Genomic DNA, 20661 nt, shown 5'->3' with positions numbered 1-20661 from the left:
AGCCCGGCGGGGGCGGCGCGCCGACGCGGGCGGGCCGCCGGGCGTGGCTGAGCCGGGCGGGTCAGCGCGCCGACGCGGACGCGCCGCGCAGCACCCGCAGCAGCACCGGCGGGGAGAGCAGCCGCGCCGGCGGGTCGACGAGGTTGAGCACCCGCAGGAACGCCGCGCCCAGCGCCGCGTCCCGGGCCGCCGCGGCGTGCAGCCGGCCGACGTACGCGTTGACCAGGCGCACCCGCGGCGAACGCCGACCGGGCACCTCGGGGAAGCGCAGGTCCGTGCCGACCGCGATGGACCACGGCCCGTCGATCAGGCGACCCGCGCCCCGGAAGAAGCTCCGGGCGAGCCGGTCCGGCCGCCGCCGGACCAGCCGGCGCAGCAACAGCGCCTCCAGCGCGGCCACGGTCATGCCCTGCCCGTAGACCGGGTTGAAGCTGCACAACGCGTCGGCCACCACCAGGTAGCCGGCCGGGAAGCGGCGCAGCCGCTCGTAGCGACGCCGCACGCTGGCCGGGTACCGCATCGTCACCGGTGGGCTCGCCGGCCGCGCCGTACGCAGCAGCTCGGCGATCTGCGGGGCGGCGAGGCGGTCGGCGAAGGCGGCCATCCCCTCGTCGTCGGCCGGCGGCTCCTCGCCGAGCACGCCGCTGAGCGCCACCGCGAACCGGTCCTGTTCCTGCACGGCGACGATGCCGCCCCACGGCTGGCCGGGCACGGCGTTGGTGAGCGCGCCGAGCAGCCCCTCCAGGTGGTGCGGCTCACGCCGGTAAGTGCGGGTGACGTAGGTGACCCCGATCCGGACCCGGTCCTCGGGCGCCGGCCGGTAGCCCAGCTCGGCCAGCCACACGGGGCTACGGCTGCCCCGGCCGCCGGCGTCCACCACCAGGTCGGCCTCGACGGTGTGCGGCTCCCCGTCGCGGGGGCGCAGCCGCACGCCGGTGACCCGGCGCCGGTCGGCGGTGGTGGTGAGCCCCTCCGCCTCGCAGCCCGACACGATCCGGACCCCGGGCAGGGCGGCGACCCGCCGCCGGACCACCTGTTCCAGCAGCGGCCGGCTGACCCCGAAGCCGAGCAGCGGCGACGGCGCGCGCCGCATCCGGTGGCCGTCGTTGTACCAGTGGACCTGCTCGTGCAGGTCGACCGTGGGCACGCCGTTCGCGGTCAGCTCGGCGGTGATGCCGGGCAGCAGTTCCTCGAACGCCTGCCGGCCCCGGGCCAGCAGGACGTGCAACTGCCGCCCCTGCGGCACGCCCCGGCGGCTGGCCGCCCGCTCGGGCAGCACGTCGCGGTCGACGAGAGTGACCCGGTCGTACGCCTCGGTGAGTGCGCGGGCGACCAGCAGGCCGCCCATGCTGGCGCCGATCACCACGGCGCTGCCGGTTGCCATGCGGGCAGCGTAGGTCGACCGCCGGCCGGGATTCGCCTTCCGCCTTGCGCACCCGGGGTCGTCTTGCCGACGGGTTGTCCCGGCGGGTCAGAGCGGCTCGACGCCGGGCGGCAGGTCGCCGTCGGCGGTGGCGTCGCGGACGTACTCCAGCAGTATCCGGCGCAGCTCCCGGCCGGCGTGGGTGGGCACCACGTCGCGGCGCCGGGCGACCGCGATGGTCCGCCGGACGCCGGGTGGGGCCAGCCGGGTGACCCGGACGCCCGCGCGGCGGGCCACCACGATCCCGGGCACCAGCGCGACGCCCAGCCCGGCCTCGACGAAGCTCAGCACGGCGTCCATCTCGCCGCCGTCGACCGCGATGGTGGGCTCGAAGCCGGCCTCCCGGCAGGCCTGGATGGTGGCGTCGCGCAGGTCGTAGCCCTCCCGGAACATCACCATCGGCTGGTCGCGCAGGTCGCCGACGCGCAGCTGGCCGGCGTCGGGGGCGACCGGCAGTTCCTCCACCGAGGCGACCACCAGGCTCTCCCGCAGGATCGGGTCCGCGCGCAGCCCGGGATCGGTGCCCTGCGCCGGCATGATGATCAGCGCCAGGTCGAGGTCGCCGCGGAGCAGGTCGCGGACCAGGTCCTGCGAGCCGCTCTCCTCCACCCGCAGGTCGACGGTGGGGTGGGCGTCGCGGAACCGGCGCAGCACCGGCGGGGCGAGCGAGGTGGCCAGGCTGGGGGTGGCGCCGAGCCGGACCCGGCCGCGCCGCAGGCCGACCAGCTCCTGCACCTCGCGGGTCGCCGTGTCCACGTCGGCGAGGATCCGTTTGGCCAGCGGAAGCAGCACCTCCCCCGCCGCGGTCAGCGCGATGTTGCCCCTTACCCGCTCGAAGAGGGGGGCACCGAGGGCGTCCTCCAGGGCGTGAATTTGCTTACTCAAGGAGGGTTGCGTGATGCCCACCAGATCGGCAGCTTGGGTGAAATGTCGGACTTCGGCGACCGCGACGAAGTACTTCAGCTGATGGAGCTGCATCTACATAGCCTATAGCTATCAAGACTGCGAGGTCGATGCATTGGACGACTGATCCATGTGCTCCTAGCGTCGATCGGGTGGTAGTCACGAGAACTCGGTCGCCCATCCGCTCCAACGTCGGCCTCAAGGCCGTCATGGCGGTGACGGGCATCATCCTGGTGCTGTTCCTCATCCTGCACATGCTCGGCAACCTGAAGGTGTTCACGGGGGAGACCTCGTTCGACCACTACGCGCACTGGCTGCGCGACATCGGCAAGCCGATGCTGCCGGGCGTCTGGTTCCTCTGGATCCAGCGCGGCGCGCTGACCGTCGCCGTCGTGGCGCACATCGCCGCCGCCACCGCCCTGGCCCGGCGCTCCCGCGCCGCCCGACCGGTCCGGTACGCGCACCGCCCGAAGGTCCAGGGCAGCTACGCGGCCCGCACCATGCGCTGGGGCGGGGTGATCATCCTGCTCTTCGTGATCTACCACCTGCTGGACCTGACCACCGGCCATCTGAACCCGGTCGGCGACCCGACGAAGCCGTACGCCAACGTCGTCGCCGACTTCGCGCCGGAGCGCTGGTACGTCACGCTCTTCTACACCCTGGCGATCGTCGCGCTGGGCTTCCACCTGCGGCACGGGGCGTTCAGCGCGTTCCGCAGCCTGGGGCAGCAGACCCCGAAGGGCGAGCGCCGGGCGCGCAGCGCCGCGCTGGTCTTCGCCGTCGCGCTCTGCGCCGGCTTCCTGGTGGTCCCGTTCGCCGTACTCACCGGATTGGTGTCCTGACATGGATCTCTACACCGAGGGCGACCCGATCGCCGACACCAAGGCTCCCGAGGGCCCGATCGAGACCCGCTGGGACCGCCGCCGCTTCGAGGCCAAGCTGGTCAACCCGGCCAACCGCCGGAAGATGACCGTGATCGTGGTCGGCACCGGCCTGGCCGGCGGCTCGGCCGCCGCCACGCTCGCCGAGCAGGGCTACCGGGTCAAGTCCTACTGCTACCAGGACAGCCCGCGCCGGGCGCACTCCATCGCCGCGCAGGGCGGCATCAACGCCGCCAAGAACTACCGCAACGACGGCGACTCGGTGCACCGGCTCTTCTACGACACCGTCAAGGGCGGCGACTTCCGGTCCCGGGAGTCGAACGTGCACCGGCTGGCCGAGGTCTCGGTCAACATCATCGACCAGTGCGTCGCCCAGGGCGTCCCGTTCGCCCGCGAGTACGGCGGCCTGCTGGACACCCGCTCCTTCGGCGGCGCGCAGGTGCAGCGCACCTTCTACGCCCGGGGCCAGACGGGTCAGCAGCTGCTGCTCGGCGCGTACCAGGCGCTGGAGCGGCAGATCGGCCTCGGCAACGTCGAGATGAACGCCCGGCACGAGATGCTGGAGCTGATCGTCGTCGACGGCAAGGCCCGGGGCATCGTCGTCCGGGACATGGTCACCGGCGAGATCACCACGGAGTTCGCGGACGCGGTCGTGCTCGCCTCCGGCGGCTACGGCAACGTCTTCTACCTCTCCACCAACGCCAAGGGCTGCAACGTCACCGCCACCTGGCGGGCGCACCGCAAGGGCGCGTACTTCGCCAACCCCTGCTACACGCAGATCCACCCGACCTGCATCCCGGTCTCCGGCGACCACCAGTCGAAGCTGACCCTGATGAGCGAGTCGCTGCGCAACGACGGCCGGGTCTGGGTGCCCAAGGCCAAGGGCGACACCCGCGGCCCGAAGGACATCCCCGAGGACGAGCGGGACTACTACCTGGAGCGGATCTACCCCTCCTTCGGCAACCTGGTCCCCCGGGACATCGCCTCCCGCGCCGCCAAGAACGTGTGCGACGAGGGACGCGGCGTCGGCCAGACGGGGCTCGGCGTCTACCTGGACTTCGCCGACGCGATCAACCGGCTCGGCCGCAAGGCCATCGAGGCCAAGTACGGCAACCTCTTCGAGATGTACGAGCGGATCACCGGCGAGGACCCGTACGAGGTCCCGATGCGGATCTACCCCGCCGTGCACTACACGATGGGCGGCCTCTGGGTCGACTACGACCTCCAGTCGACCATCCCGGGCCTGTTCGTGGTCGGCGAGGCGAACTTCTCCGACCACGGCGCGAACCGGCTCGGCGCCTCGGCGCTGATGCAGGGCCTGGCCGACGGCTACTTCGTGCTGCCGAACACCATCGCCAACTACCTGGCGGCCGGGCCGTTCGACAAGGTCGACGCCAGCCACCCGGCGGCCGTGCAGGCGCGTGCCGACGTCGAGGACCGCATCCAGCGGCTGCTGGCGGTCGACGGCGACCGGACCGTCGACTCGTTCCACCGCGAGCTGGGCCAGATCATGTGGGAGCACTGCGGCATGGAGCGCAGCGCGACCGGGCTGCGCAAGGCGATCGACGAGATCCGCGCCCTGCGCGACCAGTTCTGGCAGCGGGTCCGGGTGCCGGGCAACGGCGAGGGGCTCAACCAGTCGCTGGAGAAGGCCGGCCGGGTGGCCGACTTCTTCGAGCTGGCCGAGCTGATGTGCATCGACGCCCTGCACCGCGAGGAGTCCTGCGGCGGCCACTTCCGGGCCGAGCACCAGACGCCCGACGGCGAGGCGGAACGCGACGACGAGCGGTTCGCGTACGTCGCGGCCTGGGAGTTCACCGCCACCGGCGAGCCCTCGGTGCTGCACAAGGAAGACCTGAAGTTCGAATACGTCCACCCCACGCAGCGGAGCTACAAGTGAACCTGACCCTGCGCATCTGGCGCCAGTCCGGCCCCGAGGACAAGGGTCGGATGGTGACCTACAAGGTCGACGACGTCTCCCCGGACATGTCGTTCCTGGAGATGCTCGACGTGCTCAACGAGCGGCTGATCCTCGCCGGCGAGGAGCCGGTGGCGTTCGACCACGACTGCCGCGAGGGCATCTGCGGCATGTGCGGCCTGATGATCAACGGCAACGCGCACGGGCCGCAGCGCGGCACCACCGCCTGCCAGCTGCACATGCGGCAGTTCTCCGACGGCGACACGATCGACATCGAGCCGTGGCGGGCCCGGGCGTTCCCGGTCATCAAGGACCTGGTGGTCAACCGGGGCGCGTTCGACAAGATCATCGCGGCCGGCGGCTACATCACCGCGCCGACCGGTAGTGCCCCCGAGGCACACTCCACCCCGGTCGCCAAGGCCAACGCCGACGCCGCCTTCGAGGCGGCCGAGTGCATCGGCTGCGGCGCCTGCGTGGCCGCCTGCCCCAACGGCTCCGGCATGCTCTTCACCGCCGCCAAGATCACCCAGCTCTCACTGCTGCCGCAGGGGCAGCCGGAGCGCTACACCCGGGTGATCGGCATGGTCGACGCGCACGACGAGGCCGGCTTCGGCGGCTGCACCAACGCCGGTGAGTGCACCGTGGTCTGCCCGAAGGGCATCCCGCTGAACACGATCGGCCGACTCAACCGCGACTACCTGATGGCCACCTCGAAGCGGGGCGACAACACCCCCGGCGCCTGACCCTTCCGGCAGCACACCGACGACGGGCCGTCGCACCCCTGCGGGTGCGGCGGCCCGCCCGCTTTCGGCACTCGCCCGCCCGGTCACCCCTCGCGGCCGTCCCGTCGGCCCCGCCTCGCGGCCCCGTCCCGTCGGCCCGCTGGTCCGGCGCGGCGATCGCCAAGCCGCCCAGGCCCCTCGCCGACCCTGTCGAGCTGCCGGCGGGCAGCCGGCCGGCGGGTCCGGTTCAAGCCCCGGTTCAAGCCGGCGTGGGCGGGTAGCAGTCCACCGGAGAACGCGAGAGGGGACGTCGGGACATGAAGGCACTGACCTGGCAGGGCAAGCGGGACGTACGGGTCGAGAAGGTGCCGGATCCACGGATCGAGGAGCCGACCGATGCGATCGTCCGGATCACCTCGACCGCCATCTGCGGCTCCGACCTGCACCTCTACGAGGTGCTCGGGCCGTACCTCAAGCCCGGCGACGTCCTCGGCCACGAGCCGATGGGCATCGTCGAGGAGGTCGGCCCGGGGGTGACCCGGCTCAAGCCGGGCGACCGGGTGGTGGTGCCGTTCAACATCTCCTGCGGCACCTGCTGGATGTGCCAGCGGCAGCTCTACGCCCAGTGCGAGACCACCCAGGTGACGTCCGAGGGCAAGGGCGGCGCGCTGTTCGGCTACACCTCGCTCTACGGCTCGGTGCCCGGCGGGCAGGCGGAGTACCTGCGGGTGCCGCACGCCCAGTTCGGCCCGATCAAGGTGCCGGAGACCGGGCCCGACGAGCGGTGGCTCTACCTGTCCGACATCCTGCCGACGGCGTGGCAGGCGGTGAAGTACGCGGACACCCCGCGCGGCGGCACCCTCGCCGTCTTCGGGCTCGGCCCGGTCGGCCAGTTCTGCGCGCGCGTCGGCCGGCACCTCGGCGCCGACCGGGTGATCGGGCTGGACCTGGTTCCGGAGCGGCTGGCGATGGCGCGCCGGCACGGCATCGAGGTGCTCGACGTGCGCGAGCTGGACGACGTGCCCGGTGCGCTGATCGACCTGGTGGACGGGCGCGGCCCCGACGCGGTGATCGACGCCGTCGGCATGGAGGCGCACGGCGCTCCCCTCGGCAAGCTCGCCCAGACCGCCGCCGGGCTGTTGCCCGACAAACTCGCCCAGGCCATGACCGACAAGGTCGGCGTCGACCGGCTCGTCGTGCTCAAGGCGGCGCTCAGGGCGGTCCGGCGCGGTGGCACCGTCTCCGTCTCCGGGGTGTACGGCGGCGAGGTGGACCCGATGCCGCTGATGGAGATGTTCGACCGGGGCATCCAGGTGCGGATGGGCCAGTGCCACGTGCGTCGGTGGACCGACGAGATCATCCCGCTCCTCTCCGACGACGACCCGCTGGGCGTGGCGGACCTGCGCACCCACCGGGTGCCGCTGGCGCGGGCGCCGCAGGCGTACGAGATGTTCCAGAAGAAACAGGACGGCTGCGTCAAGGTCGTACTCGCGCCGTGAGCCGGACGGTGGTCGTCACCGGCGCGACCAGCGGAATCGGCCGGACGAGCGCGTCGTGGGATCACCGGCGTCGATCGTTTCGCCTAGGGTGGTGGGCCGGAGAGCACGGCCGACCACCACGACGGGAGAGACGATTGACCATCCGGGTGAACCGCAGGACCGCGCTGGGACTCGGCACGGTGGCCACCGCCGGGACGGTGCTCGGCGCCGCCGCGCCGGCGTCCGCCGCCCCCGAGGTCACCGAACCGGCTCCGGCCACACCCCGGCAGGCCGCCCGTCGGGTCGCCGCGAGTTACGCGCGGGAGACCGACCGCGCCGGCGGCAACTGGCAGGCGTACGTCAGCGTCGCCGATCCGGCCGGCGAGCCGGCGGTGGCGGTGGCCGACGAGCCGGACCGGCGGATCGAGGCGTACAGCGTCAACAAGATCGCGGTGGCGACGGCGGTGCTGGACAAGGTCGACCGGGGGCTGCTGACGCTCGACCAGCGGGTCGAGGTCACCGCCGCGATCGTGGTGCCCGGCGGGGACGGCATGTTCAGCCTGGACGGCGCCTACCCCAGCTCGGTGACGCTCGGCCACGCGCTGGCCAACCTGTTGACCGTCTCCGACGACACGGCGGTGCGGCTGTGCGGCCTGGTCTGCCCCGCCGCCGAACTCAACCAGATCCTGCGGGACAAGGGCTTCCCGAACACGCAGGTGCAGCCGGTGGCCAACCCGAACCGGTTCTTCCTCGGCACCAGCACCCCCCGGGAGACCCACGACCTGCTGCGCGCCCTGGTCGGCGGCACCCTGCTCTCGCCGGCCGCCACGGCCTTCGTGCTGCGGCTGCTGCGCGCCCCCGTCGCGTACACCGACGGGGTCCGGCGCGTCATGTCCTCGGCCGAGCGGGCCCGGATCGCCACCAAGGCCGGCTGGTTCGCCGACGCCCGGCACGAGGCCGGGGTGATCTTCGACGCGGCCGGTGCGCCCCTGCTGACGTACGCCCTCTTCGCCGACGGGCAGGCCGGCGCCGACGACTACGGCGCCACCCATCCCGCCGTCGAGGCCCGGGCCCGGATGGGCCGGCGTTTCCTCGCCGCGGTCGACCGCCTCACCGGCGCGGGCGCGACCCACCGTCCGGCCGTGCAGCGGCCCAGCAACGGCGGCTGAGCCGCCGCGCGGCGCGGGTGGCCCCGGCGGGGGCCACCCTGACCGCCCGCAGACCCGCCGGAGACCCGGCTACCGTGTACGACGGGACACGGCGGAGGGACGGCGATGGGCGCACCAGCGGAACGCGCGGGACTCGACCAGGCGTTGGGGCGCCAGCTGCGCGGGGCGGCCGGGCTGGCCGCGCTGGCCGGGCTGGCGTGGGTGGCCCGGGACGTGCCGGCGGCGCTCGGCGGCCGGCTCACCGGCGCGCGGGCGGAGCGGGCGGCGCGCTCGCCGCAGTTCCGCGACGGCACCTTCCACAACCCCGGCGGCACCCGCTCGATGGCCGGCGCGCCCGATCGGGGCCTGATCCGTGAGTTGATCTTCGGCAAGCAGAAGCGCCGCCCGAGCGCCCCCGTGCCGCTGCTGCGCCCGGGCGCCGCCCCGGCCACCGACGTCACGCGCGAGCTGAACGTCGTCTGGTACGGCCACGCCTCCGCGCTGATCGAGATCGAGGGCCGCAAGGTGCTGCTCGACCCGGTGTGGAGCGAGCGGTGCTCGCCATCGGCCCGGGTCGGCCCCCGCCGCCTGCACGAGATGCCGGTCCGCCTCGACGAGCTGCCCCCGGTCGACGCGATCCTGATCTCGCACGACCACTACGACCACCTCGACATGGCGACCGTGCGGGCGCTGACCGACCTCCAGTCGGCGCCGTTCCTGGTGCCGCTCGGGGTGGGCGCGCACCTGGACCGCTGGGGCGTCCCGGCGGCGCGGATCGTCGAGCTGGACTGGTCCGAGAGCCACCGGGTGGCCGGGCTGGAGATCACCGCCACCGCCGCCCAACACTTCTCCGGCCGGGGCCTGCGCCGCGACGGCACGCTGTGGGGCTCCTGGGTGGTGGCCGGCGCGCACCGGAAGGTCTTCTACACCGGCGACTCCGGCTACTTCGACGGCTACGCGGCGATCGGCGCGGAGCACGGGCCGTTCGACGTCACGCTGATGCAGATCGGCGCGTACGACCGGGCCTGGCCGAGCATCCACATGTTCCCCGAGGAGGCCGTCGCCGCCCACCTCGACCTGCGCGGCGGGCTGCTCCTCCCCGTGCACTGGGCGACGTTCAACCTCGCCCTGCACGACTGGTCGGAGCCGGTGGACCGGATCTGGGCCGAGGCGAAGGCCCGCGACGTGCGGCTCGCCGTGCCCCGCCCCGGCGAGCGGGTGGTGGTGGACGACCCGCCGGCCGTCGACGGCTGGTGGCAGGCCGTCGCCTGAGCGTCCTCAGAGGACGAACGCGTCGGTCCAGAGCGCGCCGGAGCGGCCCGACAGGGAGTCCAGCATGGCGACCGCCTGGCCGTCGGTGAGCTGGGCGACGAAGTCGACGATCGCCCGGCCGCGGGCCTTGCCGAGCCGGTCCGGCGTACGCGGGTGCAGCTCCGCCTCGGCCAGCTCCACCAGGTCGTGCAGGCGGCGCGGCAGCCGGGACTCCTCCTCGGGGTCGAGCAGCCAGTCCAGCAACGCCTCCACCAGGGTGCCCAGCAGCCGGGCCTGCCCGCGCTGGTGCAGGGCCAGGTCGGGCCGGGCCAGCACGAACCGGTGGTGGACGAACTTGAGCACCTGCACCTCGTGCCACTGCGCCGGGGCGAGCAGCACGTGGCCGGAGCGGACCGAGGGCTGCTCGACCACCGTGATCGCGTCGACGAAGCGGGTGGTCCAGCGGGCGGAGAAGCGGGCCACGTACTGCTCCGCCTCGATGGAGCCGTCGAAGGGCATCGCGAGCAGCCCCTCCACCAACTCCTCGCGGACGTGCTCGACGGCGGCGGCGAACGCCTCGTCGTCGGCGATCCAGGCGTCCTTGCGGTGCAGTTGCCGGCGCAGCCGCTCGATCGCCGAGCCGGGCCGGCGGGCCGCGGCGGTCAGGGCCGCGTCGGTGATGGCCCGGAAGTGCCCGCTCTCGCGCTGCCAGGCCATCAGCTCGGCGGAGACCGCGCCCTGCTGGAGCACCCCGACGCGGTAGAAGTCCTCCACGTCGTGGATCGCGTACGCGATGTCGTCCGCCGTGTCCATCACCGACGCCTCGACGGTCTGCTGCCAGTCCGGAATCCGGCCGACGAACGGCTCCCGGGCCTGCCGCAGGTCGTCGACCTCCGTCCGGTACGCGCCGAACTTCGAGGAGCCGCTGCCGGGGTCGTCGGGCGGCGGGGTGGCGCCGCGCGGCGGCGGGTCCAGCAGCCGGGGGTGCGGGTCCGGGTGGTCCAGGCGCGTCCACGGGTACTTCAGCATGGCCGCCCGCACCGCCGCCGTGAGGTCCAGGCCGGTGGTCGCCGCGCCGCGGATCTCGGTGCTGGTGACGATCCGGTACGACTGGGCGTTGCCCTCGAAGCCGTCGGTGAGCCCGAGCCGCTGCCGGGCCAGCCGGTCCAGCACCCGCTCCCCCAGGTGCCCGAACGGCGGGTGGCCGAGGTCGTGTGCGAGGGCGGCGGCCTCCACCACGTCCGGGTCGCAGCCGCCGAGCTTCTCCAGCAGGTCGCGGTGCTCGCCGTCGGCCGTGAGCCGCTCGGCGATCGCGCGTGCCACCTGGGCGACCTTGAGGCTGTGGGTCAGCCGGTTGTGCACCAGCAGGCCGGAGCCACCGGGGCTGACCACCTGGGTCACACCGTTCAGCCGGGCGAAGAACGGCGAGGCCACGATCCGGTCCCGGTCGGCCCGGAACGGGCTGGCGGCGAGGTCGCCGAGGGCCCGGGCGCTGCCGCCGAAGAGCCGCCGGGCCCGCGGGTCCGCGGGAGGTTCCATGATCGCCACGCTAGCGCAGCGTGGGCCGGAACGGCGCACGCCCGCCGGTTCGGTAGCCGGCGGCGCACCGGCCGCGGCGTCGCGCGCGAGGCGGGTGTAAGGAAGGGCCCCTTCCTCTACCCCAGGCGATAACAAGGTGCCCTTCCTTACACCCGACGCGCCGGGGCGGGGGCGGCGACGGCAGTCGGTGGAGGCCGGCAGAATACTCAGCGGAACCCACACCGAAGGCGGATCGAGATCGTGACCCTCTCTGTTCATCAGCGGATCGCCGAGGAGCTCGGCGTCGCCGAGCGTCAGGTACGGGCGGCCGTGGAGCTGCTCGACGGCGGCGCCACCGTGCCGTTCATCGCCCGCTACCGCAAGGAGGCCACCGGCCTGCTCGACGACACCCAGCTGCGCACCCTGGAGGAGCGGCTGCGCTACCTGCGCGAGCTGGACGAGCGGCGCGCGGCGGTGCTGGAGTCGATCCGCGGCCAGGGCAAGCTCGACGAGGCCCTGGAAGCGCAGATCATGGCGGCCGACTCGAAGTCCCGCCTGGAGGACATCTACCTGCCCTACAAGCCCAAGCGGCGGACCCGGGCGCAGATCGCCCGCGAGGCGGGGCTGGAGCCGCTCGCCGAGTCGCTGCTGGCCGACCCGTCCCGGGACCCCCGCGAGGCCGCTGCCGGCTACGTCGACGCCGACAGGGGGGTCGCGGACCCCGCCGCCGCCCTGGAGGGCGCCCGGGCCATCCTCATCGAGCGGTTCGCCGAGGACGCCGACCTGATCGGTACGCTGCGCGAGCAGATGTGGTCGCGGGGCCGGCTCGTCTCGCGGGTACGCGACGGGCAGGAGTCGGCCGGCGCGAAGTTCGCCGACTACTTCGACTTCGCCGAGCCGTACCCGAAGCTGCCCTCGCACCGGATCCTCGCCATGTTCCGGGGCGAGAAGGAGGGCGTGCTCGACCTGACCATGGAGCCCGAGGAGGGCGGCGAGGCCGACGCGGCGCCCACCGGGCCGAGCCGCTACGAGGCGGCGATCGCCGGCCGGTTCGGCGTCACCGACAAGGGCCGGCCGGCCGACCGGTGGTTGGCCGACACGGTGCGCTGGGCCTGGCGCACCCGGATCCTCATCCACCTCGGCGCCGACCTGCGGATGCGGCTGTGGCAGGCGGCCGAGGAGGAGGCGGTGCGGGTCTTCGCCACCAACCTGCGCGACCTGCTGCTCGCCGCGCCCGCCGGCACCCGGCCCACGATGGGGCTGGACCCGGGCCTGCGCACCGGCGTGAAGGTCGCCGTGGTGGACGCCACCGGCAAGGTGGTCGCCACCGACACGATCTACCCGCACGAGCCGCGCCGGCAGTGGGACGCCTCGATCGAGACCCTGGCCCGGCTCGCCGGCGCGCACGGCGTCGAGCTGGTCGCCATCGGCAACGGCACCGCCAGCCGGGAGACGGACAAGCTGGCCGGGGAGCTGATCAAGCGGCACCCGCAGCTCAACCTGACCAAGGTGGTGGTCTCCGAGGCCGGGGCGTCGGTCTACTCCGCGTCCGCGTACGCCGCCCAGGAGCTGCCCGGGCTGGACGTCTCGCTGCGCGGCGCGGTCTCCATCGCGCGCCGCCTGCAGGACCCGCTCGCCGAGCTGGTCAAGATCGACCCGCGGTCGATCGGCGTCGGCCAGTACCAGCACGACCTGTCCGAGGTGAAGCTCTCCCGGTCGCTGGACGCGGTGGTCGAGGACTGCGTCAACGCGGTCGGGGTCGACGTCAACACCGCCTCCGCGCCGCTGCTGACCCGGGTGTCGGGCATCGGCGCCGGGCTGGCGGAGAACATCGTGCTGCACCGCGACGCCAACGGGCCGTTCCGCACCCGGGCCGAGCTGAAGAAGGTCCCCCGGCTCGGGCCGAAGGCGTTCGAACAGTGCGCGGGCTTCCTGCGCATCCCGGGCGGCGACGACCCGCTGGACTCGTCCAGCGTGCACCCGGAGGCGTACCCGGTGGTGCGCCGGATCCTGGCCAGCACCGGGCAGGACGTGCGCTCCCTGATCGGCAGGAGCACCATCCTGCGCGGGCTGCGGGCCACCGACTTCGTCGACGACACCTTCGGCCTGCCCACCGTCACGGACATCCTCGCCGAGCTGGAGAAGCCGGGCCGCGACCCCCGGCCGGAGTTCCGCACCGCCACGTTCGTGGAGGGCGTGGAGAAGATCAGCGACCTGACGCCGGGGATGGTGCTGGAGGGCGTGGTCACCAACGTGGCCGCGTTCGGCGCGTTCGTGGACGTCGGGGTCCACCAGGACGGCCTCGTGCACGTCTCGGCCATGTCCCGGACGTTCGTGAAGGACCCGCGCGAGGTGGTCAAGTCCGGCGACGTGGTCCGGGTCAAGGTGCTCGACGTCGACGTGCCCCGCAAGCGGATCTCGCTCACCCTGCGGCTCGAGGACGACGCAGAGGCCGGTGCCGGGCGCGGCGGTCCGGAGGGTGGCCGCCGCGAGCGCGGCGGGCAGGGCGGGCCGCGCGGCGACCGGGGCAGCCGGGGCGGCGGTCACGGCGGCGGGCAGGGCGGCCGGGACCGCGGCGGGCAGGGCGGCCGGGACGGCGGCGGGCAGGGCGGGCGCGGCGGATCGCCGCAGCGGCAGGGCGGCCGGGGCGGCGCCGCGCCGGCAGCGGCCAACAGCGCCATGGCCGACGCGCTGCGCCGGGCCGGCCTGGCCTGAGGACACCCCGCCGGGCGGGCGCGAACGCGCACCGCCCGGCGGGCCCGCGGCCGGCGGGTGCAGCCGGTGGCGACCGCTGCCCGAGATCAGCGGACGGCCGGGGTCCGGCGCCGGAAACAGAGCCGGCAAGAACCCGGGCGACGGGCCGGCACCAGAACGGCGTCGGGCCGCCCCGCACCACGACTCGGCGGCGGGCGCCACGGATAGCGGGGCGGGCGCCACGGATAGCGGGGCGGGCGCCACGGATAGCGGGGCGGGCGCCACGGATAGCGGGGCGGGCGCCACGGATAGCGAGGCGGGCGCCACGGATAGCGAGGCGGGCGCCACGGATAGCGGGGCGGGCGCCACGGATAGCGGGGCGGGCGCCACGGATAGCGGGGCGGGCGCCACGGATAGCGGGGCGGGTGGCGCGGGTAGCGGGGCGGGTGGCGCGGGAGCCACAGGTACCGGGGGCGGGCGGCGCGGCGTACCGTCGCGGTCGTGGACGAGGGTGACGGCCTGGAGTGGCGGGAGCAGCAGCGACGGGCGGTGCGGGCGCACGCGGCGGCCGACGAGCGGCGCCGGGCGGCCGAGCAGGCGGAGGCGGCGGAGCTCGTGGCCTGGTTCGTCGCCGAGGCGATCCGGCGCGGGCTGCCCACGGAACGGCTCACGGCCCGGGCCTACGACGGTCGCGGCCGCTACCGGACGCGGCTGCGCGGCTGGTACGTCGACCGGGCCCGGACCCGGGCGGTCGACGTGGACGGGCGCTTCCACCTGCTGACCGTGTCGGGCAGCCTGCGCGCCCGACTGCTCGGGGCCGAGCCGCAGCCCAGCCCGCCGCCGCTGATCGTCGGCGCGGGTGGCCGGGACGGCGAGTCCATCCCGCTGCGAACGCTGCTCACCCGCCGGCTGGACGGCGGTGACGAGGGGCCCTGACGGGGGGTCAGCGACGGGCCCGGTCGGGCCCGTGCCCGGGGCCGCGCCGGGCCAGGTACCACCACCATGACTGCTGCACCACCAGCGTGACCAGGCCGGCGAGCACGATCGCGCAGAGGTTGATCACCAACTGGAGGCCCGAGCCGGCCGCCTCGGGCCAGACGCCGTACGCGGCGGCGACAGCCACGTTCGCGGCGGCCGGCACCGTGGTCACCGAGATCAGCACCCCGACCAGGCTGCCGGACTTCTTCGAGGTCAGCGAGAGCATGCCGGCCACACCGGCGAGCAGGCCGACCACCCAGGAGAGCGCGTCCGGCCGCCAGATGAAGTCCGTGAGCGGGCGATCGGCCAACAGCATCCCGCGGTCGACCAGCCCGGCGGCGGTCAGCGCCCAGGTGCTGAGCACGGTGACCACCATGGCGACGAGGAAACCGACCACCAGCGCCTGCACCGACCGGGCGATGGCCGGTGGCCTGCGACGCAGCAGCGCCACGCAGAGCGCGGCCAGGGGGCCGAACTCGGGGCCGACGACCATCGCGCCGACGATGAGGATCGGCTGGTCGAGCAGGACGCCGATGCCGGCGAGCATGGTGGCGACGGTGATCAGCACGAGGTAGGTGGCGGACAGTTCCGTCTGCTCGCCGGTCTTGGCGGCGATCTCGTCCCAGACCACCGCGTCCGCGCCGCTGCCGGGCGCCGTCCGGGCCGCCCGGTCCGCCGCCGCGGAGATGGCCAGCTCCACGTCGTCGGCCGCGATGGCCCCGCGTGCCTCCACGCCGAGCTGCCGCAGGTCGCGCAGCACGCCGTCGGCGCTCTCCCGGACCACGTCGCAGAGGATGAGGTCGCCCTCGGGCTGGCGGGCGGCGCCGGCGAGCACGGCGAGATGGGTCACCCCGGGGTCGGCGGCCAGCAGCTCGGCCACCGCGGCGGACTGGTCCGGTGGAGCGATCACCCTCAGGTGCAGCACGGCCCTCCCCCTCGCCCTGTCGACGGTCGAGCACTCTACTGCCGGTCGGGCCGGATGGAAGGTCACGTCTTGGTAGCCGGCCGAGTCCTGACGGACGGTTGGGCGGTTGACCTGTCGGGATCAGGACCTGGTGTCGCGATTCCGCCCTCTTGACGCTTTCATGCCTGATACAACCTGTCTGTTCCATGATGACTCGATTGGCTGGGAGGTCGACACCGTGCATGGTTCCGTGAACGCGCCGGGGGATCTGGCGGAGCGGGCCCGACCGGAGGGCCTCAAGCGGGCCATCGACCTGGCGGCAGCCGTGGTGCTGCTGGTGCTGACCGCGCCGCTCGTCCTCGTGGTGGCGGCGCTGGTGGCCGCGGGGCTCGGCCGGCCGGTGCTGTTCCGGCAGCCGCGCGCCGGCCGGCACGGCCGGGTGTTCGAGCTGGTCAAGTTCCGCACCATGCTCCCGCCCGATCCGCGGCGGGGACGGGTGCGCGACGGGGACCGGCTGACGCCGCTGGGACGGTTCCTGCGCTCCACCAGCCTGGACGAGCTGCCGACGCTGTGGAACGTGCTGCGCGGCGACATGAGCCTGGTCGGCCCCCGTCCCCTGCTCACCCAGTACCTGCCGCGCTACTCCCCCACCCAGGCCCGCCGGCACGAGGTCAGGCCGGGCGTCACCGGGCTGGCCCAGATACGGGGACGCAACAGCCTGGGCTGGGAGAAGAAGCTGGATCTTGACGTCTGGTACGTCGACCATCGCAGCCTGCGGCTGGACCTGTCGATCCTCGCCGCGACCGTCCGCACCGTGCTGCGCCGCGAGGGGATCTCCGCGGCGGGCTCGGCCACCGCGCCCGAGTTCCTCGGCACGCCCTCGCCCGTTCCCGCCGTGCCGGTCCGGGAGGCCAACCTGACCGTTCCCGCCGGAGGTGGCCGATGAGCCGGACCATCCACCTGTCCCCGCCCGACGTCGGGCCGCTGGAGGAGTCGTACGTCGTCGCGGCCCTGCGGTCCGGCTGGGTCGCGCCCGTCGGGCCGGACCTCGACGCGTTCGAGTGCGAGGTCGCCGCGCGGGTGGGCACCCGCGGGGCCGTGGCCGTGAGTTCCGGCACGGCCGCGCTGCACCTGGCGCTGCTCGGGGTGGGAGTCGGGCCCGGGGATGCCGTCATCGTGCCGACGCTGACGTTCGTGGCGACCGCGAACGCGGTCCGGTACGCCGGTGCCCGACCGGTCTTCGTCGACTGCGACCCGCACACCGGCAACGTCGACGTCACCCTCGTCGCCGAGCTGATCCGAAACCTGACCTTCCGGGGCCAGCGTGTCGGGGCGGTCGTCCCGGTGGACCTCTTCGGCAGTTGCGTCGACTACACCGCGCTGCTGCCGGTCTGCGACGCGGCGGGCGTCCCGATCGTCGAGGACGCCGCCGAGGCCCTCGGCGCCACCCATCGCGGCCGGCCCGCCGGCTCCTTCGGCCGGGCGGGCATCCTCTCCTTCAACGGCAACAAGATCATGACCACGTCGGGCGGCGGCATGCTCGTCTCCGACGACACGGCCCTGCTGGCCCGGGCCCGTCACCTCGCCACCCAGGCCCGCGAACCGACGCCGCACTACGAGCACCGCGAGACGGGCTACAACTACCGGCTGAGCAACCTGCTCGCCGCGCTCGGCCGCGCCCAACTCGTCCGGCTGGACGGGATGATCGCCCGGCGCCGGCAGCTCCGCGACCGGTACGCCAAGCTCTTCGCCCCGGTCCCCGGCGTACGCCTGGTCGGCGTGGAGGACGCGGGCTCCAACTGCTGGCTGACGACGATCGTGGTCGATCCGGAGCGGTCCGGGTGGCGGGCCGCCGACCTGGCGGCCCACCTGGCCCTGCGGGACATCGAGACCCGACCGGTCTGGAAACCGATGCACCTGCAACCGGCGTACGCCGACGCCGAGCGTCTCGTCACCGGCGCGGCGGAGCGGTTGTTCGCCGACGGGCTGGCCCTGCCGAGCGGCAGTGTCCTGGACGAGGCGCAGATCGGTCGCGTCCTCGCCGCCGTGGACGAGTTCCTGACGGTGCGGGCGGGGGCGTCGACGGCGTGACGACTCCCCTGGTGGTCGTCGGCTGCGGTGGCCACGGCCGGGAGGTCCTGACGATCGCCCGGGCCACGGACGCCGCAGCCGGCCGGCGGCGCTGGCACCTCCTCGGGTTCGTCGACGACCGCCCGTCCGAGGAGAACCTGAAGCGGGTGCAGCGGCTCGACGTCCCCTACCTCGGCGGAGTCGCCTGGCTGCGCGACGCACCCCCGGAAACGCACCACGTCATCGGCATCGGCGACCCGCGCGTCCGGCGGGCCGTGGCGGGGCGCGTCGACGCGTACGGCGTGCCGGCGGCGAGCCTCGTGCACCCGGCGGCGACGATCGGGCCGGACACCGTGCACGGTCCCGGTTTCGTCGCCTTCGCCGGGGCCCGCGTCACCACGAACGTCACCGTCGGCCGGCACGTACACCTCAACCAGAACGCCACCGTCGGCCACGACTGCACCCTCGCCGACTTCGTGTCGGTCAACCCACTCGCCGCCGTCTCCGGCGACTGCCACCTGGCGGAGGGGGTGCTCGTCGGCACGACCGCAGCCGTTTTGCAGGGCCTGCGGGTGGGCCGGCACAGCACCGTCGGAGCTGGCGCCTGCGTCGTCCGGGACGTGCCGGACGGCGTGGTCGTCAAGGGCGTACCCGCCCGTTGAACCGACACGGTCTCGACCCCTCGGGCAAAATTCGGTCACTAAGCCTGAAAACTCTCAAACATCGCTTTCGGGCATGTATCAAGTAAATGAGCCCAAAGCTCTTTCCGCCCTGCGGCGGAAGCGGTCGGAGACGGACAGGGAGCACATATGCCGCCGGAGACAGAGACGACCCGACTCAGCGAGCAGGGGTCACACCGGTCCAGGGCGCGCCGCCGGACCATCGGATTTCTCGCCACCGACAGCACCGCCTGGGTCTGCGGGTTCGTCGCCGCGGTCTGGTTCCGTTACGAGTTCGACCTGACGCCCGACCAGCTCGCGCGCGCCGTCGCCTGCGGCGCCCTCGCCGCCGTCGTGCACGTGGCCGTCGCGGCGGTGCGCCGGATCTACTCCGGACGCCACCCGCTGGGCAGCCTCCAGGAGGTGCAGGGGGTCGCCGGCACCGCGGCCACCACCGCCGCGATCCTGCTGGTCGGGCTGCTCCCGGCCGGCGTGCGGCCGGTGCCGGCGAGCGCCCCGCTGGTCGGGGGCGCCCTGGCGCTGCTGTTCATGCTCGCCGCCCGGTTCACCTACCGGCATCGCCGGGACCTCGCCATGCGGCCGGACGTCCGGTCCTCGAACCCGGTGCTGCTGTTCGGGCTCGGCGACGCCGGGCAGGGACTGCTGCGGGCCATGCTCAGCGACCCGCGCGGGCGGTACCGGCCCGTGGGCGCCCTCGACGACGACCCCGACAAGCGGGACCTGCGCATCGGCGGAGTACGCGTGCTCGGCGGCCGGCGGGATGTCGCGGAGGCCGTCCGGCGTACCGGTGCGACGACCGTGATCTTCTCCGTCGCGAACGCCGACGCCGCGCTGATCCGGCAGATCCGGGAGGCCACGCTGCGGACCGGGGCGGCGTTCAAGGTGCTGCCCCCCGTCCGGGACCTCGTCGACCACCGGATCACCGTCACCGACGTCCGCGACGTGCAGATCGGCGACCTGCTCGGACGCCGGCAGGTGGTGGCCGACATGGCGATGAGCACCAGCGGGCTCACCGGCCGACGGATCCTGGTCACCGGCGCCGGCGGCTCCATCGGCTCGGAGCTGTGCCGGCAGGTGATGAAGGCGGACCCGGGCGAGCTGATGATGCTCGACCGCGACGAGTCGGCCCTGCACGCCCTCCAGATGTCACTGGCCGGCCGGGCCCTGCTGGACGGCCCCGAGCTGATCCTCGCCGACCTTCGGGACGACGAGGGGATCCGACGGATCATCCGCGAGCGCCGGCCGGAGGTCATCTTCCACGCCGCCGCGCTGAAGCACCTCACGCTGCTCCAGCGGCACCCCGGCGAGGCGGTGAAGACGAACGTCTGGGGCACGCTCTCCGTGCTCGACGCCTGCCGCGACGTCGCCCGGTTCGTCAACATCTCCACCGACAAGGCGGCCGACCCGATCAGCGTCCTCGGCTACTCGAAGCGGATCACCGAACGGCTGACCGCGCACGCCGCCTCCCGCTTCTCCGGCACCTTCCTCAGCGTCCGCTTCGGCAACGTGTTGAGCAGCCGCGGTTCGGTGGTGACGGCGTTCCAACGGCAGATCGAGCTGGGCCGACCGCTCACCGTCACGCACCCCGAGGTGACCCGCTACCTGATGACGGTGCAGGAGGCAGTGCACCTGGTGTTGCAGGCCGCCGAGATCGGCCGGGACGGGGAGGCGCTGGTACTGGACATGGGCGAGCCGGTCCGCATCGCCGACCTGGCGCGGCAGATGGCCGAGCAGGCGGACAGCAGCATGCCGATCGTCTACACGGGGCTGCGGCCCGGCGAGAAGCTGCACGAGGACCTCTTCGGTGCCGGGGAGGTCGACACCCGGCCCCTGCACCCGCTGGTCTCGCACGTGGCGGTGCCCGCGCTGGACCCGATGGAGGTCAGCGGCCTCGACCCGTACGACCACCCCGAGAAGGTCGTCGCCCAGCTCGCCCAGCTCTGTGCCCACCCGACCGGACCTGTCCACGCCGCCCCGGTGCAGGTTCCGTTGTCGCGCTGAAGTCTCCCGTGGACGCCGCCGACCCGCCGGGTCGGCGGCGTCCACCCGTCCAGGTCTACGCGCCAGCGCGGCGGGTCCTGTCGGCACGGGGC

At 73.9% G+C, this 20661-nt stretch carries 16 protein-coding genes; 12 read left to right on the top strand and 4 right to left on the bottom strand.

Going from position 1 to position 20661, the window contains the following annotated elements:
* Nucleotides 1–61 precede the first annotated feature (61 nt).
* Both ACGFZ2_RS11650 and ACGFZ2_RS11645 read right to left on the bottom strand, forming a co-directional pair.
* A complete protein-coding gene (locus tag ACGFZ2_RS11650; RefSeq protein ID WP_393452525.1) occupies nt 62–1384 on the bottom strand; it encodes an FAD-dependent oxidoreductase in 1323 nt (440 codons plus the stop codon).
* An 87-nt stretch (nt 1385–1471) separates the two neighbouring features.
* Complete coding sequence (locus ACGFZ2_RS11645; RefSeq protein WP_393452522.1) at nt 1472–2401, bottom strand: LysR family transcriptional regulator; 930 nt, start codon at nt 2399–2401, stop codon at nt 1472–1474.
* A 77-nt stretch (nt 2402–2478) separates the two neighbouring features.
* Between ACGFZ2_RS11645 and ACGFZ2_RS11640 the strand changes: the two genes are divergently transcribed.
* From ACGFZ2_RS11640 to ACGFZ2_RS11615, 6 genes are all read left to right on the top strand, one after another.
* Nucleotides 2479–3168 carry a succinate dehydrogenase cytochrome b subunit gene (locus ACGFZ2_RS11640; RefSeq protein WP_393452519.1) on the top strand — a complete coding sequence of 230 codons (690 nt, stop codon included), beginning with the start codon at nt 2479–2481 and terminating at the stop codon, nt 3166–3168.
* 1 nt (nt 3169) lies between these two features.
* Entirely contained in the window at nt 3170–5107 is a 1938-nt protein-coding gene (locus ACGFZ2_RS11635; protein ID WP_393452516.1) for a fumarate reductase/succinate dehydrogenase flavoprotein subunit, read from the top strand.
* Nucleotides 5104–5868, top strand: a complete 765-nt coding sequence (locus tag ACGFZ2_RS11630) for a succinate dehydrogenase/fumarate reductase iron-sulfur subunit (protein WP_350706426.1) — start codon at nt 5104–5106, stop codon at nt 5866–5868. Before ACGFZ2_RS11635 ends, ACGFZ2_RS11630 begins: the two co-directional genes overlap by 4 nt.
* A 296-nt stretch (nt 5869–6164) precedes the next feature.
* A complete protein-coding gene (locus ACGFZ2_RS11625) occupies nt 6165–7346 on the top strand; it encodes a zinc-dependent alcohol dehydrogenase (RefSeq protein WP_393452513.1) in 1182 nt (393 codons plus the stop codon).
* Nucleotides 7347–7480: 134 nt separating this feature from the next.
* Nucleotides 7481–8494, top strand: coding sequence for a serine hydrolase (locus ACGFZ2_RS11620; protein ID WP_393267460.1), 1014 nt, complete (start codon nt 7481–7483; stop codon nt 8492–8494).
* A 105-nt stretch (nt 8495–8599) separates the two neighbouring features.
* Nucleotides 8600–9745, top strand: coding sequence for an MBL fold metallo-hydrolase (locus tag ACGFZ2_RS11615; RefSeq protein ID WP_393452510.1), 1146 nt, complete (start codon nt 8600–8602; stop codon nt 9743–9745).
* 6 nt (nt 9746–9751) lie between these two features.
* Here ACGFZ2_RS11615 and ACGFZ2_RS11610 read toward each other — a convergent pair whose 3' ends face one another.
* Nucleotides 9752–11263, bottom strand: a complete 1512-nt coding sequence (locus ACGFZ2_RS11610; protein ID WP_350706438.1) for a dGTP triphosphohydrolase — start codon at nt 11261–11263, stop codon at nt 9752–9754.
* Nucleotides 11264–11503: 240 nt separating this feature from the next.
* On the opposite strand from ACGFZ2_RS11610, the gene ACGFZ2_RS11605 reads away from it, so the two are divergent.
* Nucleotides 11504–13957, top strand: a complete 2454-nt coding sequence (locus ACGFZ2_RS11605) for a Tex family protein (RefSeq protein ID WP_393267468.1) — start codon at nt 11504–11506, stop codon at nt 13955–13957.
* Between the two features lie 480 nt (nt 13958–14437).
* Complete coding sequence (locus ACGFZ2_RS11600) at nt 14438–14872, top strand: hypothetical protein (protein WP_393452507.1); 435 nt, start codon at nt 14438–14440, stop codon at nt 14870–14872.
* 7 nt (nt 14873–14879) lie between these two features.
* Here ACGFZ2_RS11600 and ACGFZ2_RS11595 read toward each other — a convergent pair whose 3' ends face one another.
* The gene (locus ACGFZ2_RS11595; protein ID WP_393267475.1) at nt 14880–15839 is read right to left on the bottom strand and encodes a DUF389 domain-containing protein; all 960 of its coding nucleotides are present in this window, start codon (nt 15837–15839) and stop codon (nt 14880–14882) included.
* A 217-nt stretch (nt 15840–16056) separates the two neighbouring features.
* Between ACGFZ2_RS11595 and ACGFZ2_RS11590 the strand changes: the two genes are divergently transcribed.
* The 4 genes from ACGFZ2_RS11590 (at nt 16057) to ACGFZ2_RS11575 (ending at nt 20569) form a co-directional block, all read left to right on the top strand.
* Nucleotides 16057–16764, top strand: a complete 708-nt coding sequence (locus ACGFZ2_RS11590) for a sugar transferase (RefSeq protein WP_393452504.1) — start codon at nt 16057–16059, stop codon at nt 16762–16764.
* Complete coding sequence (locus ACGFZ2_RS11585; protein WP_393452501.1) at nt 16761–17909, top strand: DegT/DnrJ/EryC1/StrS family aminotransferase; 1149 nt, start codon at nt 16761–16763, stop codon at nt 17907–17909. Before ACGFZ2_RS11590 ends, ACGFZ2_RS11585 begins: the two co-directional genes overlap by 4 nt.
* On the top strand, nt 17906–18550 hold the full coding sequence (locus tag ACGFZ2_RS11580; protein ID WP_393267484.1) for an acetyltransferase: 645 nt from the start codon (nt 17906–17908) through the stop codon (nt 18548–18550). Before ACGFZ2_RS11585 ends, ACGFZ2_RS11580 begins: the two co-directional genes overlap by 4 nt.
* 147 nt (nt 18551–18697) lie before the next feature.
* Entirely contained in the window at nt 18698–20569 is a 1872-nt protein-coding gene (locus tag ACGFZ2_RS11575) for a polysaccharide biosynthesis protein (protein ID WP_393452498.1), read from the top strand.
* Nucleotides 20570–20661 lie beyond the last annotated feature (92 nt).

Source organism: Micromonospora sp. NPDC048063, assembly GCF_043202855.1.
Taxonomy (GTDB): domain Bacteria; phylum Actinomycetota; class Actinomycetes; order Mycobacteriales; family Micromonosporaceae; genus Micromonospora.
Note: the sequence above shows the minus strand (reverse complement) of the source record. Positions and strands in the feature narration are given on the sequence as shown.